Origin of the sequence: Salinactinospora qingdaonensis (assembly GCF_039539445.1) — a bacterium.
GTDB classification, from domain to species: Bacteria; Actinomycetota; Actinomycetes; order Streptosporangiales; family Streptosporangiaceae; genus Salinactinospora; species Salinactinospora qingdaonensis.
The window spans coordinates 204,638-221,501 of record NZ_BAABDD010000003.1 but is presented as its reverse complement, the minus strand read 5'-3'; the positions used below and the strand labels follow the sequence as shown (position 1 = coordinate 221,501).

Sequence of the window (16,864 nt, the reverse complement as noted above, 5' to 3'; positions counted from 1 at the left end):
GCACGTGAGCCTGTGGATTCATCGTGGCGGGCGCTCGACAATCGCCCCGGTGCTCCCCGCGAGGCGCCGCATCACCGTGCGACCATTTTCGGGCTACGTTCCTTCCGCTCGCGCGTCCGCGCGCGGCGATGAACCCCGTGACCGTACCGCCGCGTCCGCCCCTGGCCCGCTGCGGATTCGTCGGTGATCCGCCCGAGCGTGGCAATCGGCATCGCGTGGGCGCACGCATCACTCGTCGCGGAAACGAATCTTGGCGGGCAGGCCATACCCTCAGACCGATATCACCACATCGCCACATTGACCGCCGGATGCCTGCCATTATCGGTCAGCGGGCCATTCTCGGCCACCGGGACGGGGACGGTGACGCACGCGGTACGAGTCCTGAACTGTACGGAAGTCTCCGGCGTTGCCTGGATAAAGAGCGAGAATACGCAGATATCCGCATTTCGCGGAAGCGAAATCTTTCCCGATCGAGTCGTGGTTAAACCCGCGATCCCCGGCCGATTCCGCAAGAGCGGCGCCGGCATGTGGCAGGGCCGCTGTCGGGCACTGGCAGTGGCCCTGCCTTCTCTGGAGTCTCTTGCTGTGGCCTCAGGTCAGCGCGACCCCGCCTCGGCAGGCTGCTCCGGGCTGTGGGAAGCCTTGCGCGGTGGCTGCGGGGGAGAAGGGAGGAGGGGGAGGAACGGCCCTCCCACTGCTTTCCGCTGTTTCCCGTTTCACCACCGACTACTGGCGAACCGCCCCGTAGGCGTAGGTCAGCCGTAGCCGCAGCACCAGCCGCCGTTCCTCCACCATGGCGGCGCGGTACTCGTCCCAGTCGGGGTGCTCGCCGGCGAGGGTGCGGTAGAGGTCGATGAGTTCCTCCGCGGTGGCGTCGTCGGGGGAGGTGGTCACCGGTGTCAGTTCGGCGTCGCCCTCGGCCACTGCGTAGCTCCAGCCATCGGCGCTGCTGACGTACAGGCTGGCGCGCGGGTCGCGGCGCAGGTTGCGGGTCTTGGCGCGGTCGTCGGTCAGCGACACCCGTACCAGCCGCTCGGCGGGGTCGTAGGCGTAGATGATGTTGGACAACTGCGGTCGGCCGTCCCGCTTGAGCGTGACAAGCGCACCCAGCTTGTGCTGGGAGATCAGGTCGAGGTAGGGGGTGAAGGCGTCGGACATGGGCACGCTCCATGGTCATGTGGCCGGTCGGGTGGAACACGAGGGAGCGTCCACCCCGCCACGGCGGCAGCCGTTGGTGAGCGACGCACCCTCCTCAAGCTGGGCAACATGGCGTGCCGCCGTGCTCTTCCTCGCCAGAGCCGGAACCTATGCACTCTTTTTGGCGGTAGGAGAGCCGTTGGCTCCCGTACGCCAGGATGTGCAATGCACCCCGACGCGCCGGGGTGAGACAGTGGCCCTGCCCCACCTAAGCTCGTCGCCTGGGGCACACGGAGAGATCGCGGTTCGCGGCCTGTGCGTCCTGGCTGAAGAGATCGTGTCGCACTCGAACGGATACACATGGAACACGACCTGGCCCAGGAGCTGGGAACGCAGGAGAGCTGCACCCTGGAGTTCAAGCGCAGTGCCAAGGACCGAGACGCGATCCGCAAGGCGATCTGTGCCCTGGCCAACGATCTCACGGGCAAGGGCGGCGGCGACCTTGTCATAGGGGTCCGCGACGATGGAACCGTCGAGGCCGAGGTCGACACCTCCGACAAAGCGCTGCTCGCCCTCGCTCAGATCCGCGATGAGGGAACGATCCTGGACCGTCCGTCCCTACGGGTGGAAAGCGCGCTTTTCCACGGTGAGCCGGTGGTGTGGATTCACGTCGAGGCGTCACGTACACCGCCTGTACGCCTCAACGGAATCGCCTGGGTACGTCCGGGACCGCTAACCAAACACGCATCGAGCGAGGACGAGCGTGTGCTCATCGAGCGGCGGCGCAGCCAGTCGTTGCCTTTTGACAGCCATCCTGTGCCGGGCAGCGGCGTCGACGATCTGGACTTGCGGCTGTTTCGCGGCACCTATCTCCCCTCCGCTGTGGACCCCGAGGTCATCGAGGAGAACGGGCGCCCTGAACGACAGCAGCTCGCTTCGTTGAACCTGGTTTCCCCTTCAGGTCCGGCGACGGTGCTCGGGCTGCTCCTGCTTGGGATGGACCCGAGCCGCTTCCTCCCCGGCGCCTACACTCAGTTCGTCCGCTACGAGGGGGGTGCGGAGGACAGCGCGGTCATCGACGAGCAGGAGCTACGGACGAACATTGTGGACACCGCCGAGCGGTTGGAGACGATTCTCAAGGGACACATCCACACCCAACTCACCGATGTGAGCGGTTTCCGCGAGCAGGCGTGGCCCGACTACCCGGTCGCAGCCCTGCGCGAGGTGTGCATGAACGCGCTGATGCACCGCAATTACGAGTCGTCGAACGCCCCCACCATGATTAAGTGGTTCGTCGATCGGGTGGAGGTGGCCAACCCCGGCGGCCCCTACGGTCAGGTTCGGGAAGACAACTTCGACCGGGTCAACGACTATCGCAATCCCTCACTCGCGGGGGCGATGAAGAATCTGGGTTATGTCAACCGGTTCGGGCGCGGCATCAGCCGGATGCGGGCAGTTCTGGAGCGTAACGGCAACCCCGCACCGGTTTTCGACGTGAGTGCCCACTCCTGGGTGGTCGTGGTGAGGAGTGGCCGGTGACGTCCATCGCGCTGTTCAACAACAAGGGAGGCGTGGGCAAGACCACCCTCGTCTACCACCTCGCCCACATGTATCAACGGTTGGGCAGGCGGGTCTTGGCCGTTGACCTTGACCCGCAGGCCAACCTCACCTCGATGTTTTTAGACGAGAACGATCTGGCGTACTTGTGGGACGAGACGGACTCCACGTTCCAGCTCCAGCCGGCGCTTTTCTCGAATCTGCCCTCCCAGAGCCCGGGGACCATCGCTGAGGCGGTCACGCCGATCATCGAGGGGACTGGGGACGTGGAGTTGATGGCTCCCACCGAGATCGTCGAGGGGCTGTCGCTGCTGCCGGGCGACCTCGAACTGAGCCGATTCGAGGACGAACTCTCACAGTCGTGGGGACGCAACTTCAACGGTGATCCCAAAGCGCTGCGGGCGACGACCGCTTTCTACCGGATCATCCAGTCTGCGCGACGCGAAATCGTCCCCGACGTCACCCTCATCGACATCGGCCCCAACCTCGGCGCGATCAACCGTGCCGCTCTGTTGTCCTCCGATACTGTGCTCATGCCGCTGGCAGCCGAACTGTTCTCCCTGCGGGGATTGCGCAATCTCGGCCCCACTCTTCGCCAGTGGCGCAAAGACTGGCGGGAGCTAGTGGTGCCCCGAGCGCCGCAGCAGATCGAAGTGCCAGCGGGAACCATGACTCCGCTGGGGTATGTGATCATGCAGCCCACCGTCCGGCTCGACCGGCCGGTGCAGGCATACCAGCGCTGGCTGGAGCGGATTCCGCTGGTCTACGACAAGTTCGTCCTCGGCAATGAGCCCCCCTCGGCCAAGCCCACACACGAGATCGCGACCATCCGTAACTACCGCAGTCTGATGCCGTTGGCCCACGACGCCCGCAAGCCCATGTTCGAGCTGCGCCCAGCCGATGGCGCCATGGGAAGCACGCAAGCCTACGTCCAGACCTGCCGCAGCGAATTCGAGGATCTGACCCGAAAGGTCGACGCACGGCTGGCTGGGCTGCTCCGGGAGTAGTGTCGCGAGACCTCCCCCGGCATCCGCCGAGTCGTTACCGCTGGATACGACACTTTCCATCCGGTTCGCCGAATCCGTCGAAATTTTGCTGAACCACTGTGCCACCGGCTCCGTGTCCCTACTGACAACACGTAAGCGCGCCGCCGACACGCGGTGGGAACCGGTCCCGGCCGCGTGCCCACACTGTGGCCGCAACGAAAGGACACACGGATGCGACGCACGAGCAGGGTCCTCCCCCTCCTCACGGGAGCACTCGCCCTGGCACTGACCACAGGCTGCGGTGCCGTGGGGGACGCTCTCCCGCTGGAACAGTTGAGTCAGGAACAGGACACGGGTGCGGCGGCCGACGGACCGACCGCCGCGCTACAGGTGGCACAGAACGAACAACTGGGTGAGATCGTCACCGACCGGCAGGGCTACACGCTCTACCGCTTTGACGAGGACTCGGCCGACCCGTCGCAGGCGACCTGCACGGGTGGCTGCGCCGAGACATGGCCCCCGGTGCAAAGCGCCGACGAGGTGTCCTTCGAGGGCGGTGACGAGTCGCTGCTGGGCACTGTGGCGCGGCCCGACGGCACCGAGCAGGTCACCCTCAACGGCTGGCCGCTGTACCGCTACTCCGGCGACGAGGCCCCCGGTGACACCAACGGCGAGGGTTTGCAGGACGTCTGGTTTACCGCGGCCCCCACAGGGGGCAAGGCCGCAGCGCAGCAGGCCGGAGCTGAGGACGGGCAAGGCGGTGGGGAAGCCGCTCAAGCCCAGGAGGCGCTGAGCATCACCGGCCACGAACAACTGGGTGAGATCGTCACTGACAAGGACGGCTACACGCTCTACCGCTTTGATAAGGACTCGGCCGACCCGTCGCAGGCGACCTGTACGGGTGGCTGCGCCGAGACATGGCCCCCGGTGACGAGCACCGGCGAGGTGGACTACAACGGTGACACATCGCTACTGGGTACGGTCGAGCGCCCCGATGGCAGTACCCAGGTGACGCTGGGCGGCTGGCCGCTGTACCGCTACTCCGGCGACGAGAAAGCCGGCGACGTCAACGGTGAAGGCGTGAACGACACCTGGTACGCCACGAGCCCGCTGGGCACCAAGGCCAAGGACGAAGGGTGGACCACCGGCTACTGCCCGGCCGGGTTCAGCACCTACGACCACCCCGAGTACGGCACGATCCTCGTCGACGACCAGGGCTACACACTGTACCGGTTCGAGAAGGACACCCCCGAGCCTGCCACGTCGAACTGCGCCGGCGAGTGCGCCAAGAACTTCCCGCCGGTGCTCAACATGGCCCAGTTCACCTACGACGGGGTGGACCCCGCCGACTTCGGTGCCGTGGCGCGCCAGGAGGGCCTGGAGCAGGTGACGGTTAACGGCTGGCCGGTGTACCGCTTCTCCGGCGACAACGCCCCCGGCGACGTCAACGGCCACGACCCCGACACGTCGTGGTTCGCGATGACCCCCACCGGTGGAAAGGCCACCAAGGGCGGCGGCGACAACGGTGGCGACGGGGGTTACTGATCCCGCGCCGGCGCGGACACGTTCGCGCCCCGTCTTCGCTGCGCCGGAGGCCGCTGGGCGGTCTCCGGCACAACGGACCCTCGTGGGCCCCGTGGGCCGCGGCGCCAATCGCTTCCCCGCGGGGTCCACTCTCCTCCTCCTCGTGTCACGCCCATGCCCCGGCTCCCGGCGCCACAACCCCCTCCACGTATCACGATCCGTTTACGAGGATTTGCGTGCTCTACCCCGAACCGAGATGCTAAATCTTCGTCAATGAGCGGCGGGTGCACCATCCCCACACGGGTGTGTCGGGCAACGAGTCTTCGTGACTCCGCTGGCGCTGCTCAGGCGCCAGTTAGGAGGGAGGAGATGGATGGCGGGTTTCAGGCCGCGCCGCGGTCGGCGGTCGAGCGGCGACGACGCGCTGATCAGGTCGCTGTACAACGAGCACGGCCGCGCACTGTTGGCCTATGCCGCCAGACTCACCGGAGATCAGGCGGCGGCAGAAGACGTACTCCAAGAGACGCTGATTCGGGCCTGGCGCAACCCTGACGCTTTGGTCAACGGCAAAGGGTCGGTGCGGGGTTGGCTGCTCACCGTCGCCCGCAACATCGTCACCGATCGAGCCCGTGCCAAGAGGGCGCGTCCCACCGAAGTCTCGGAGAGCCCGGCGAATACCCCGGTGAGCCGCGACCATTCGGAGTCGGTGGTGGATATGGTCACCGTTATGGCGGCCCTCGATTCCCTCTCCGCGGACCACCGTGACGTGCTGGTGGAGGTCTACTTCCGGGGACGCAGCGTCACCGAGGCCGCGGAAGTGCTGGGTGTGCCGCCGGGTACTGTCAAATCACGTTCGCACTATGCTCTGCGTGCGCTGCGCAAGGAGTTCGGGGGCCGCGAGGTTGCGCTGAAGGGGGTGGCGGGATGAACGCCGCGTCACACGATAACCAGTTGCTTGGTGCTTACGTGCTCGGCACGCTGGACCCCCAGGAGATCTCGGGCATGGAGACCCATCTCGCCGACTGCCCGGCCTGTCGCGACGAACTCGAAGAGTTGCAGGCCATCCAGGAGAGTCTCGGCGAGTTGCCTCCTGAGGCGCTGCTCGACGGTCCGCCGCAGGGCGGTGAACTGGCGTTGCAGCGCACTCTGCGCCAGGCCGACGAGGAACGTACCTCGCAGCGGCGGCAGCGCTGGCTGCGTATGGCTGGGGCGGCCGTGCTCGTCGGTGTTTTGCTGGTCGGGGGTGGCGCTGCGGCCGGGTACGTGTTGACAGGGGGCGCCTCGCCGTCGGGGCCGGACGCTACGGAGCTACCCGAGTTGGCTTCGGGCAGTATCGTCGCCTCGAACGAAGACCCACAGACCGGTGCGCAGGCCACGGTACGGCTCCAACCGGCTGTTGCCTCAGCCGAGGTCCAGGTGGACACCGTGATCACCGGCATTCCAGCGGGTGAGGAGTGCGAGGTTGTGGTGCTCTCCGACGACGGCACGGGCGAAGTCGCGGCAACCTGGACCGTTTCCCCCGAAGCCGCGGCCGGTTCCAGTAAACCGAGTGGCGTCACCAGCATCGCCAAGGAGGACATCGCCTCAGTGGTGGTGCGCAATGTTGAGGACACCGAGTTCGTGGCCGTTCCGTTCTGAGCGTCGGCGACGCAGGAGCCCCATGCCGAATGGTTCTTCCCGGGAATCGCCTGTACCGGGTACCGGCCCTGCGACCTGTGGGCCGAGATCGAGCACGCCCGCCGGCAGTGGGAGGAGGCAGCCCCCGGCCGCGACCGACTCAGCGACACCCCAGCCCCGCCCGGGGGGCTTTTCGTGTATTCGGTTAGCTCCGCGCCGCGGTCGCGAACGTTTCCGTGGGGTGCGGGCAGCCATGTCCGCGAGCGGCTCCGGTCTTGCGTAGGGCCGATGGTTCTCTCGCGCGCCGGCAAGCTCTTTCCCGGCCTTGCCGGCGCGCGGCGAACGGGGTGAAGAGGGGGCGATTCAGGGGGCACCGTCGTCGGGCAGTATTGGCTGCCTCGCGACACCGTGGTCGTCGGCGGGACCGCCGCTGCCGGAAGCGTCCTAGGTATCGAGTTTGTAGGCAATGGGCTCTGGGGCCGGCGGCGGCATGACTCCAGCTCGTAGGGACCCTCCCGCCCGCAGCGGCCCAGTCGGCGATCTTTTCGGCAGGGGCTGCCCCGTGCGGTTCGCCGGTAGCTGGCACCGGTTCGGCGCCGCTGATGGTCTCTCGGAATTAGGGCGTCATGTGCGCGTCATGAATATCGGGCCAAGATGTCTTTTACAGATAACAACACGGTCGTCCGTCATGTGCTCTCACCGGGCAAACATGTACGGCGACCTGGCGCCACCGGCGCGATGAACGGGCCTTCCCCGTTCATGGTGGTGTTTGCCGTGTGCCCCGGTGCCTCTGCCGGGGCACACGAAATCCCCTATCCCCCAACGAGAGGACTCTCGATGCCCCGTCGACCTCGCTATGAGCCCAGCGCCTACATTGACCGCTTCGAGCGAGGCATGAGCATCACCGAAATCGCTACCGATCTAGGGGTCTCCTACGACACCGTCCGGCGTACCCTGGCCCATGCCGGTTTTGCCCGCCGTGGTCCCGACCCAGCCGACACCTCCGAGTACGTCCACCGCTACGAGCAGGGCGAGAGCATCCGCCAGATCGCGATCGACACCGGTGTCTCCTACGGCGCTATCCGGCGCGCGCTCCTCGCCTCCGGGGTGACGCTGCGTCCCCGGGGCGGGAGACGGCAGCGCCGGCACACGTGACCCTCACGTTCTCCGCTACGGCCGGGCGAAGGTCGCCGTGTCCTCCCTCTGGACAAGGGCCAGGGCCACATGGGTAATCTATTTAGGTGTGCCTAACCGTAGTCGCGGCTATTCGGCTGCGGTTGGCCCCGGGATGTCCGCAGCGTTTGCGCGACGGTCATGGCGGGGCCATGGCTCTTTCGCCCGCCACGACGTTTTGAGGGGACCATGCTGCTGGAGCAAGAGCGTCGAGACCTCTGCCTGGCCGCCCGTCAGATGGCCGGAACCGGTCTGGCCACCGGGGAGTCCGCCACGATCAGTGCGCGGACCGGCGAGCTGATCGTGGTGACGCCCGCCGGGGTCGCCTTGGACCACCTAGAGCCGATCGACTGTCCCGTCTTGTCCACTGACGGCCGCATCCTTGAGGGGCGTCGTCAGCCCGCCGCCGAGACCACCCTCCACACGGGGGTGTACCGCGCCACCGACGCGGTCGCCGCCGTACAGGCCCACTCGCCCGACGCGGTTGCGGTGTCGGCGACCCTGGCCGAACTGCCTCCGGTTCACCACGCTGCCGCGCGGTTGGGCGGGGCGGTCCCGGTCACCGACTACGCCACATACGGCACCGCTGAACTTTCCGACCAGGCCAGTAAGGCGCTCAAGGGTAAACGGGCCGCCCTACTGTGCAACCACGGCGCCCTGGCGTTGGGCCACAGCCTGGCCCAGGCCGTCGAGCACGCCCACCTCCTGGAGTGGCTGTGCGGAGTCTACATCCGTGCCCGCTCGCTGGGGGAACCGCGTGTGCTCTCCGAGGACGAGCTAGCCAAGGTACGCCAGCGCGACACCTACGCCTGGGCCGGCCCCGACATTCTCTAGCCCCGTCCGGGGCTGTCTCCTGCCGCGCTGCGGTGGTCGGGCCGATTGGGCGCCGTCGGCTTGGCGTTCAACCGTGCTGCTCGGTGCTGCCGATCCGGGGAAAGGGGGTCAGCGAGAACACCACCTCCACCGGCACCTCGAAGTACTGCGCGATCCGCAGTGCCAAGTGCAGGCTGGGGCTGTACTCGCCTCGCTCCAGGTAGCCGACCGTCTGGTAGTGCACCCCCAGTGCTTCGGACAGGTCGCGTCGGGAGATGCCGCGTTCGGCGCGCAGCATGGCGATGCGGTTGTAGATGGCCTCGCCCGCTTGCTCGGACTTTCCCCGCGCCGAGGCACCTGATTGTCGACTTCCGGCCATGGCCGTCCATCCTAGGTCCATGACGCCGGACCCCCTGCTGTGACCGGGATCTGGCGCTCGCCGCTGTTGGTTCAGTCATGCCACACGCTGCATGGCCTTGTGGCGGCGCTGCTCCACCACGGCCCCCGACTCGCGCCGCGCCATGCGGCGCAGTACGAACGGGGCGATGAGCAAGCCGGCCACCGCCCACGCGCCCAGGACGCCGGCCGCCTCCAGATGCCGCCACGATTCCCCGATCTCCACGCTGGCCAGCGCATCGGGCAGGAACGCCGAACGCATGCTCATCGCGAGCCAGTAGACGGGAAACACCTGAGCGAGCACCTGCACCGCCTCGGGCATCACGTCGATCGGGAAGAACACGCCAGAGATCAGGCACACCACCATCAGCGGCAGCACCGTCACCCCCATGGCGGCGCGCGGGCTGGGCAGCAGCGATCCCAGGATCGCGCCCAACGGCATGGTGGCCAGTATCCCCAGCGGTACGCTCCACAGCAGTACGAGTAGCCCGCTCGTATCCCCGGAGGGCAGACCGTCGAAGACCAGTATCGAGGGCACCAGGAAGACCAGCATGCTCAGCAGCGTCATCGCCGACACGCACAGCACTTTGCCACCCATGTAGCCGGTCATTCCCCGGGGCATAGCCTTGGCTCGCAGCAGGGTGCCGTCCTCACGCTCAGCGGTGAGGAATTGCGCCGTCGACAACACCGACCCGGTCACCAGCAGCATCGCCACCACACCGGGCACCGTGACGGCCAGGTAGGACAGGGAGGTGCCTGCGATACCGGGCATGTCGGCGCCATCGAGGAACGGCCGCTGGAACATCAGCACGAACAGGAAGACCAGGCTGAAACCGAAGTAGTTCCACAGGTCCTGCGGGCTGGTGAAGGACTGGCGGAACTCGATCCAGCCGCGCCGCAGCGCCAATCGGATGGCGTGAACTCTCGGATTCATATCACTCCTCCTCGAAGCTGGTCGTGTCGATGTCGTCGGCTTCGCCGCTCTCGTGGCGTTGCACCAGCGTCATATAGGTGTCCTCCAGCGTCGCCCGGCGGATGTCCAGGTCGGCGACGTCATCGCCGTACTCCGCAAACAACCCGCGCACGAACCCGGTCACGTCGGATGTGGCGTGGACGTAGCGTTCGCCGTCGATGCTCCAGTGCACCTCGGATTCGCGCGAGACCCGCCGCGCCAGCTCGTCGGGGCTGCCCTCGGCGACGATGCGGCCTCCCGCCAGGATCAGGATGCGGTCGGCGAGCTTCTCGGCCTCGTCAAGGTCGTGGGTGCTCAGCAGGATCGTGGTGTCCTCGAAGTCGGCCAGGTTGTGCACGACGTCGTGGAATTCGCGACGGGCCTCGGGGTCGAAACCGGCGGTGGGCTCGTCTAGGAACAGCAGTTCGGGGCGGCCCACGATCCCGATCGCGACGTCGAGACGTCGCCGCTGCCCACCGGACAGTGAGTTGACGCGCTTCTCGGCGTGTTCGCTCAGCCCCACCCGGGCTAGCAGTTCCGTGACGTCGCGCGGGCGGGGACGCAGCGGCGTGGAGTGGGGCTGGTAGTAGCCACCCATGTGGGCCAGAAGTTCGCCCACTTTCCACTTGCCGTGGTCGCGCCAGGACTGCAACACGATGCCCAACCGGGAGCGCCAGTCCTCGTCGCCGTGGGCCGGGTCGACGCCGAGCACGCTGACCTCTCCGGCCGAACGCATCCGGAAGCCTTCCAGGATTTCGATCGTCGTTGTCTTCCCGACCCCATTGGGCCCTAGCAACGCCACAACCTCGCCGCGCCGCGCGGTGAGGTCCACTCCGTCCAGGACGTCCACCTGGCCGTAACGCATCCGCAGGCCACGCACGTCCAGGGTGACCTCGGTGTCGGCGGATCGGGGGGAGTGAGTGGCCACACGTGTCTCGTCAGCCACGGTCATAGTTCTCCGCTCTCCACTACGTACTACGTAATTACTGCTTCAATTGATAGCACTCATGCTACATATAACGAAAGAGGTGTTGTCGATAAAGTAGGAAATACCTCGCTCACCAGCACTAATGGCAAAGAGTCCCACCGGACAGCACAGCCGTTCCCCGCCCGCCGCGCACCAGCGGGCACCCGCGGAGCCGATGACCGAAACGAGAGCGGCGGATGAAGTACGGCGGCCCCTCCGTGCGGGGCCGCTGGGCGGTTCCAAGAGGAGTGTGGCGCCCCGGGGCGCCGCTTCGCGGCGGCAGGGAGCGTCCCGTTCCCCGGAAAGAGCCGGTTGTGCTCACCGGCTGGCCACGAGCAGGTGGTGGCTATAGCCCAAGAGTCGTGGCGCGGGCGAGGAGGCGGGCTCCGGCCGGGACACCTCGGCGGTTGCGCGGCGAGCGGCTCAGAGTGCACCGCCCACGGCGGCTCCGCAATAGGCGGTTCCCAACCCGGCGGCCAGGCTGACGACCGCGTTGAGGAGGGCCAGGGTGCGTTCGCCGTCGCGGGCCAGTTGCACTGTCTGGTAGCCGAAGGTGGAGTACGTGGTCAGCGCGCCCAGCGTTCCGGTCCCCAACAGCGCGCCGACCTGGTGGGGCAGTGGGGCCGCTAACAGCAGTCCCAGACCAAAGGAGCCGATGACGTTGACCACGCACGTTCCCCACGGGAACCCGGATTCATGCCGTGTCTGCACGAACCGGTCGATCAGGTAGCGCAGTGGAGCCCCGACGGCAGCACCGAGCGCCACGAGCAGCGGGGTCACCGGTGCCGCCCGATCGGCGTAGGGGCCTCACGCGGGTGCGAACGGCGCCGCAGTACCGACTCGGCCAGCACCGAACCCGCCCATACCGCTAGGAGCGCGCTGGCGAGTGTGCCCGCCAGATAGCTCAGCGCTGTCGCCACCTCCCCGCTCTCCACGAGCCGCGCGGTTCCCGTCATCGCTGTGGCGAATGTCGTGTAGCCACCCAGCACCCCGGTGCCGAGGAAGGGGCGAACCAGCCGCCACCGCGGCCCAGCTCCGGCGATGGCGACCATCAAGATCCCGATCGCGAAACAGCCCACGACGTTGACCACGTACACCGGCCAGGGAAACGTTCCCGGCACCGGCGGGAGCGTCTGCGCCACCCCCCACCGGGCGAGCGCGCCCAGCGCACCGCCGACCGAGACGGCCAGTAAGACGGGCCCCAGCCGCTCGGGGGGCTCACCACGCGACCGGGAGGCGCCCAGATCGACATCGGGGGCGACGGGTTCGGTTCGCGGGTCGGGCGTATTGGGCACAGTCGTCTCCTATCAGCGTTTCCGCACACTGACAGGGACCGTTGGCGCTATCTTCGTCGCGGTTTCGCCCCCGCGTGCTCGAAGGTCGCACTCGGCGGGCACGGTGGGCCCCACCACCGCCAGCGATTGTATCGCCTGCCTCCGATAACGGGTTCAGTGCACTACATACTTCCGCAGCAGTTCGTTGACCCGGTCACCCTGTTCGATATTGGCCAGGTGCGCGGCCCCCTCGACGATCTCCAGTTGCGCCTCGGGGATGCCGTCGGCCAGCCGCTGTCCGTGCCCCGGCGGAGTCGCGGGGTCGTGGGCGGCGGAGATCACCAGTGTGGCGGCGCGGATCTGGCCGAGCTTGTGGCGCTGGTCGGCGTTGGTGAGGGCGTCGCAGCAACCGGCGTAGCCGGTCGTTGCGGTGGCGCCGAACTCCTCACCCAGCCGCGTCACCGTACCGGGGTGGGAGATGGTGAAACCGGGGGTGAACCAGGGGCGGGTAGCTTCTTGCTGCACTTCAGCCATGCCGCCGGTGCGGACCCGTCGCCCGATGCGGCGCCAGCGCGCCGCCGGCGGGCACGCGGTCGTGCAGAGCAGGGCCATACGCCGGACCCGCTCGGGCTCGGCGGCGGCCAACCACAGTCCCACCACGCCGCCCAGCCCAGCTCCGATCACCGAGAACCGCTCCTGGTCGTAGGAGTCGAGCAGGTCGAGGATATCGCCGCCCAGCTCCGCGATGCTGTAACTGCCCTCAGGCGCCGGTGAGGCGCCGTGGCCGCGGTGGTTCACTCGGAGCACCCGCGCGCTGCGCGTGAGTTCGGCCATTTGAGGGGCCCACATCGACCACTGTGTTCCCAACGCGGGCAGCAGGATCACCACGGGAGCGTGGCGTGGCCCGTCGAATCGGTGCTGCAAGGGAACCAGGGCCATATGTAACCTCCGGGAACGGCGGTTCAGCAAAGCTTACCCGTATCCAGGCCCCTGCTTCAGGGCTTTTCGTGGAAGTCGGCGTTCCAACCCCGTGCCATCGCCGTACCAAGTCAGTCACAACAGTTACCCCCTCCCTGTGTGAATGTGATGCCTATCACTTTCTTGGTGGAAGAGTAGTCACGGATAGGAGATCGCGGGGTGGTGGCGTCCTGCCCCACAGGTGCCGGCGCTGAGGCTGTGGCTTGCGTCGCTGGTGCGCCGTAGCCGGGGCGGCTACCTCTTCAACGGGGCCTTACCCTCAAGCGAGAGGAGAACTACCAGGTCATCCCGTGGCGTGATGGAGCTGCGTCCAAGCACAACGTTGGCAACACCAAGGCCGGCGAGGTAAAGATCCGGCAGTACAGCCCCGGTAGGGCGGCCACCCTGCTCGGGATGTCCCTGCCCGATTCCCCGCGGCTGTTCCCGCTGCTGCGCCAGCTTGCCCGGCAGCAGGGCTGGCCCACCAAGAAGCCGAAGCGCTGAGACGCGCGGCAACCGGGCGCGAGCGCCGGTCTTACCTTGACGGGTACAGCAGTTCCAGGCCAAGGGTGGTGAGACTTTGGCGGACCGTGTTGCCGTGACGTTCGCTGGCCACCAGTCCGGCCTCACGCAGCAGCGTCGCGTGCTCGCTAGCCGAGGAGGGGGAGATGCCGACTTCGCGTGCGAGTTCGCCCCTGGTCTGCTCGGTGCACAGCGACCGCAGTACCGCGGCGCGGGTCTGGCCCAGTAACCGTCCCAGTACCTCGGTCGTGGGACCTGTTCCCGCGGCGGCTTTGGCTAGGAAGGACACTGGTGGGTGTTCGAGGGGCACATCAGCACGGGCGGTAGCGAACTGTCGAGGAAGGTGACCGGGTTTCTCACGCAGCAGAACGCTGGTACCAGCAGCAGGCCGCGTCCGCTCAGGTGCAGGTCCTGCTGTACGCCGTAGTTGATCTCTACGGTGCTGGGCAGTCTCGTTCCGGTCGGTGCCTGCCGTGCAAGGGGAGCGATCGGGGGACGTTTCGGGGGTACCCTCCCGGGCCAAGCGTGCGCTGCGTTCGACGACCCCGTAGATGTAGCTCCGGTAGGGGCGCAGCGCGACGTCGAAGTAGCTGTTGAGCGCTTGGCCCAGCCAACGCATCGCTGCCGTGTCCTTGCGCATGAGCGCATTGGTCCAGGTGGGGCTGTTCCCCTGTCCGTAGCGCAGGTCCAGACTGAGGAAGTCCGGCGAGTAGCCTTCTGGCGGCACCAGTTCGAGGAGGCGTCTGCCGTGGTGGAGCAGCCGGTGCAATACACGTTGCCGCCACTGGCCAAAGACGAGTCCCTCGGAAGCCTCCCCGAGCATGTACAGGCTGAGCACCATCTCCCACATGGGCTCAGGCCGGGAGGCGATGCGTAGCCGCTGCCAGTCCCGGTCAGAGAAGTGAATCCGCAGCATCCCGTCCGTTCCCGTTCCTCTGGCGGCCCGCTGCCGGCAAAGTGCTCACGGCAATCGTGGTGAGGCCCGTAGGGGGCGGCGACATTGGTGTGGGGCCCTCGGCGTGTTCGCCGGATAATCCATGAGTCCCGCCGGAAGCGTGTCCCAGAACGCCCGAAGCTGGCGTTGCCGAACCCGGTCACCGACAAACCGCCCTCCAAAGCAGCGGTTCCCCAGCTTTAGGTATCGCCGTTCGAGGTAACGCCACTGCCCTGGGCAGTGGCTATGGCGGCTGCGTGACGAAAGTCATGCCGCTGCGACTGCCGCGACGCGGCGCCGATCCCTGCCGGATGGTGTCCTGCACGCTTACGGTCGGCGATACCGGAGGCGTGACATGCGGGCCTGGCTGACCTGGGGAAACGGGGGTACGTGCGGCCGTCCCGTGCGGCCCCGGTTTCGGCGGTGATGGCTGTGACGCTTGCGCGGCGCGGGGTTTCGGACTGCGGGCCGCCGTATGGCGGCGGTACGCGCGTCGCCAGGAAAGGGGTGCCCGGAAATGCGCGAGGGCCGCCCCCGTGTCCCCCCTCAAAATCACGGAGACGGCCCTCGCCTCGGGAGCGGTCGCGGACTCCTCCCCCCTGGAGTCGCGACCTTTGGAAGGTCCGCGAGCGAGATTCGGTCTTTCCTCTCTCGCTCTGGTACGTACATTACCCATCCTGATCTGCTGTAACAACCCTCAGTCACAGAAAATTACTTAAAGTAATTTCCATTCATAGTTCTACTCCTGACCAAGCGGACAGCTCGGACGGTAAACGGGGGGTGAGGTGGGAGGGGCCAGCGCTCCCCATAGCCTGGGAGCGTGCGACTTTCCCTGCTGCGACCTCGCTGGTTGGCCATTCACCTAGCAGCGTTGCTGATCGTGTGCGGCTGCGCCACATTGGGGTACTGGCAGTTCCTCCGAGCCCAGCAGCCCACTCTGGAGCAGGTCACTAACCAGGCGCAGGATCTCGCCGCGGCGCGCGATGTCACCACCGTGCTGCACCCCGGGGAGTACATTCCTGCCTCCCTGGAGAACCAGGCCATAACGGCGACCGGTCGCTACGACACCGAAGCGCAGTTGCTGGTACCGGCCCGCCACGACGGCGAGCGCGGCTACTACGTGATCGTGCCGCTGGTCACCGCTGCCGATACCGCTATCACGGTCAACCGGGGATTCATCGACGAGGCGACCGCCGCGCAGGGGCCACCCCCAGCCGGCGAAGGGCGAATCACCGTTCGGGGGTGGCTGCTATCGCCGCAGGAAGAGGGCGCCGAAGGCTACTCGGCGATGTCGGTACCCGACGGCCAGGCCGCACGTATCGCCCCGGCGCTGTTGGTCAACGAGTGGCCCTACCAGCTCTACGCCGGCTACCTCAACCTCGCTGACCAGAACATCCCCCCCTCGGCTGCGGCCCGGGCCGCCTTGCAGCCGGTCGACCCGCCCGAGCCGCCGACCGAGATCGACTGGGACTGGGGCAACGTCAGCTACGCCGCCCAGTGGTGGGTCTTCGGCGGTGCCGCCATCGTCTTTTGGGTATCGCTGGTGCGTCGCGAGCTCCGCAGCGGTGAACCAGCCCACGAAGAGGGTGAGCACGCCGGCGGGGACGGCGAGAGCAGCCCCTCGTGCGCCCCGCAGGTTCAGCGCTTCGGTGCCTCGGCCGACTCCGACTGACCCCCCGCGGAGCCGGCCGCCAGTGCCGCTTTCTCCTGCCGTGCCACGCGGCGCTCCACGAAGAAGCCCAAGAAGGGGATCGTCCCCGCGATCATGACCCCTACCGCCTTAGGCGCCCCCCAGCCACGGCCGATCGCCAGCCACAGCACCGCCAGCACGTAGACCATGTAGATGTAGCCATGGGGAATGGCGATTGCAGGCATCAGCCAGGTCTCGGGATCGAAGAGGTATTTCGCCGGCATCGCCACGAACGTGAGCAGGAGCAGCCACACGCCTGTCACATAGGCGAGTACGCGGTAGATCGCGAGTGAGAGACGCTTGCTATCCACGACTAAGGGCACCTCGATGATCGGACCGATTTTGCCCTTTGAGCCTATGTGCTG

Annotated in this window: 17 protein-coding genes; 8 read left to right on the top strand and 9 right to left on the bottom strand. The window is 67.1% G+C overall.

Annotation, left to right across the window (positions count from 1 at the left end; translation table 11 throughout):
- Positions 1-726: 726 nt before the first annotated feature.
- Positions 727-1,158 (bottom strand): PPOX class F420-dependent oxidoreductase, encoded by a 432-nt coding sequence (locus tag ABD848_RS04875; protein WP_344967736.1) that lies wholly within the window; start codon positions 1,156-1,158, stop codon positions 727-729.
- 339 nt (positions 1,159-1,497) lie between these two features.
- On the opposite strand from ABD848_RS04875, the gene ABD848_RS04870 reads away from it, so the two are divergent.
- The 7 genes from ABD848_RS04870 to ABD848_RS04840 all read left to right on the top strand — a co-directional run bounded on the left by ABD848_RS04870 (position 1,498) and on the right by ABD848_RS04840 (position 8,828).
- Positions 1,498-2,676 carry an ATP-binding protein gene (locus ABD848_RS04870; RefSeq protein WP_344967734.1) on the top strand — a complete coding sequence of 393 codons (1,179 nt, stop codon included), beginning with the start codon at positions 1,498-1,500 and terminating at the stop codon, positions 2,674-2,676.
- Positions 2,673-3,701 (top strand): ParA family protein, encoded by a 1,029-nt coding sequence (locus ABD848_RS04865; protein ID WP_344967732.1) that lies wholly within the window; start codon positions 2,673-2,675, stop codon positions 3,699-3,701. Before ABD848_RS04870 ends, ABD848_RS04865 begins: the two co-directional genes overlap by 4 nt.
- 210 nt (positions 3,702-3,911) lie before the next feature.
- The gene (locus ABD848_RS04860; RefSeq protein WP_344967731.1) at positions 3,912-5,225 is read left to right on the top strand and encodes a hypothetical protein; all 1,314 of its coding nucleotides are present in this window, start codon (positions 3,912-3,914) and stop codon (positions 5,223-5,225) included.
- A gap of 352 nt (positions 5,226-5,577) precedes the next feature.
- Entirely contained in the window at positions 5,578-6,132 is a 555-nt protein-coding gene (locus ABD848_RS04855; protein WP_344967729.1) for a sigma-70 family RNA polymerase sigma factor, read from the top strand.
- Positions 6,129-6,842: an anti-sigma factor family protein gene (locus tag ABD848_RS04850; protein WP_344967727.1), complete on the top strand. Its 714-nt coding sequence runs from the start codon at positions 6,129-6,131 to the stop codon at positions 6,840-6,842. The genes ABD848_RS04855 and ABD848_RS04850 overlap by 4 nt, the downstream gene beginning before the upstream one ends.
- Positions 6,843-7,658: 816 nt before the next feature.
- Positions 7,659-7,976 (top strand): helix-turn-helix domain-containing protein, encoded by a 318-nt coding sequence (locus tag ABD848_RS04845; protein ID WP_344967725.1) that lies wholly within the window; start codon positions 7,659-7,661, stop codon positions 7,974-7,976.
- A 207-nt stretch (positions 7,977-8,183) separates the two neighbouring features.
- The gene (locus tag ABD848_RS04840) at positions 8,184-8,828 is read left to right on the top strand and encodes a class II aldolase/adducin family protein (protein WP_344967724.1); all 645 of its coding nucleotides are present in this window, start codon (positions 8,184-8,186) and stop codon (positions 8,826-8,828) included.
- A gap of 67 nt (positions 8,829-8,895) precedes the next feature.
- On the opposite strand, the gene ABD848_RS04835 is transcribed toward ABD848_RS04840, so the two are convergent.
- The 7 genes from ABD848_RS04835 to ABD848_RS04805 all read right to left on the bottom strand — a co-directional run bounded on the left by ABD848_RS04835 (position 8,896) and on the right by ABD848_RS04805 (position 14,791).
- A complete protein-coding gene (locus tag ABD848_RS04835) occupies positions 8,896-9,186 on the bottom strand; it encodes a helix-turn-helix transcriptional regulator (RefSeq protein ID WP_344967723.1) in 291 nt (96 codons plus the stop codon).
- A 75-nt stretch (positions 9,187-9,261) separates the two neighbouring features.
- A complete protein-coding gene (locus ABD848_RS04830; protein WP_344967721.1) occupies positions 9,262-10,137 on the bottom strand; it encodes an ABC transporter permease in 876 nt (291 codons plus the stop codon).
- A gap of 1 nt (position 10,138) precedes the next feature.
- Positions 10,139-11,107 (bottom strand): ABC transporter ATP-binding protein, encoded by a 969-nt coding sequence (locus ABD848_RS04825; protein ID WP_344967719.1) that lies wholly within the window; start codon positions 11,105-11,107, stop codon positions 10,139-10,141.
- 438 nt (positions 11,108-11,545) lie between these two features.
- Positions 11,546-11,902, bottom strand: coding sequence for a fluoride efflux transporter CrcB (gene crcB, locus ABD848_RS04820; protein ID WP_344967717.1), 357 nt, complete (start codon positions 11,900-11,902; stop codon positions 11,546-11,548).
- The gene (locus ABD848_RS04815; protein WP_344967715.1) at positions 11,899-12,417 is read right to left on the bottom strand and encodes a fluoride efflux transporter FluC; all 519 of its coding nucleotides are present in this window, start codon (positions 12,415-12,417) and stop codon (positions 11,899-11,901) included. Before ABD848_RS04815 ends, crcB begins: the two co-directional genes overlap by 4 nt.
- 153 nt (positions 12,418-12,570) lie before the next feature.
- Entirely contained in the window at positions 12,571-13,335 is a 765-nt protein-coding gene (locus tag ABD848_RS04810; RefSeq protein WP_344967712.1) for an alpha/beta fold hydrolase, read from the bottom strand.
- Positions 13,336-13,888: 553 nt separating this feature from the next.
- Entirely contained in the window at positions 13,889-14,791 is a 903-nt protein-coding gene (locus ABD848_RS04805; protein WP_344967710.1) for an ArsR/SmtB family transcription factor, read from the bottom strand.
- An 838-nt stretch (positions 14,792-15,629) separates the two neighbouring features.
- Here ABD848_RS04805 and ABD848_RS04800 point away from each other — a divergent pair.
- Positions 15,630-16,481 (top strand): SURF1 family protein, encoded by an 852-nt coding sequence (locus tag ABD848_RS04800; RefSeq protein WP_344967708.1) that lies wholly within the window; start codon positions 15,630-15,632, stop codon positions 16,479-16,481.
- On the opposite strand, the gene ABD848_RS04795 is transcribed toward ABD848_RS04800, so the two are convergent.
- Entirely contained in the window at positions 16,448-16,810 is a 363-nt protein-coding gene (locus tag ABD848_RS04795; RefSeq protein WP_344967706.1) for a DUF3817 domain-containing protein, read from the bottom strand. The genes ABD848_RS04800 and ABD848_RS04795 overlap by 34 nt on opposite strands.
- Between the last annotated feature and the right edge of the window lie 54 nt (positions 16,811-16,864).

Excerpts from the sequence above, each read along its gene's own strand:
- ABD848_RS04860 (WP_344967731.1), top strand. The coding sequence starts at position 3,912 with ATGCGACGCACGAGCAGGGTCCTCCCCCTCCTCACGGGAGCACTCGCC.
- ABD848_RS04845 (WP_344967725.1), top strand. The coding sequence starts at position 7,659 with ATGCCCCGTCGACCTCGCTATGAGCCCAGCGCCTACATTGACCGCTTC.
- ABD848_RS04825 (WP_344967719.1), bottom strand. The coding sequence starts at position 11,107 with ATGACCGTGGCTGACGAGACACGTGTGGCCACTCACTCCCCCCGATCC.
- ABD848_RS04850 (WP_344967727.1), top strand. The coding sequence starts at position 6,129 with ATGAACGCCGCGTCACACGATAACCAGTTGCTTGGTGCTTACGTGCTC.
- ABD848_RS04855 (WP_344967729.1), top strand. The coding sequence starts at position 5,578 with ATGGCGGGTTTCAGGCCGCGCCGCGGTCGGCGGTCGAGCGGCGACGAC.
- ABD848_RS04830 (WP_344967721.1), bottom strand. The coding sequence starts at position 10,137 with ATGAATCCGAGAGTTCACGCCATCCGATTGGCGCTGCGGCGCGGCTGG.
- ABD848_RS04805 (WP_344967710.1), bottom strand. The coding sequence starts at position 14,791 with ATGCTGCGGATTCACTTCTCTGACCGGGACTGGCAGCGGCTACGCATC.
- ABD848_RS04870 (WP_344967734.1), top strand. The coding sequence starts at position 1,498 with ATGGAACACGACCTGGCCCAGGAGCTGGGAACGCAGGAGAGCTGCACC.
- ABD848_RS04810 (WP_344967712.1), bottom strand. The coding sequence starts at position 13,335 with ATGGCCCTGGTTCCCTTGCAGCACCGATTCGACGGGCCACGCCACGCT.
- ABD848_RS04835 (WP_344967723.1), bottom strand. The coding sequence starts at position 9,186 with ATGGCCGGAAGTCGACAATCAGGTGCCTCGGCGCGGGGAAAGTCCGAG.
- ABD848_RS04840 (WP_344967724.1), top strand. The coding sequence starts at position 8,184 with ATGCTGCTGGAGCAAGAGCGTCGAGACCTCTGCCTGGCCGCCCGTCAG.
- ABD848_RS04875 (WP_344967736.1), bottom strand. The coding sequence starts at position 1,158 with ATGTCCGACGCCTTCACCCCCTACCTCGACCTGATCTCCCAGCACAAG.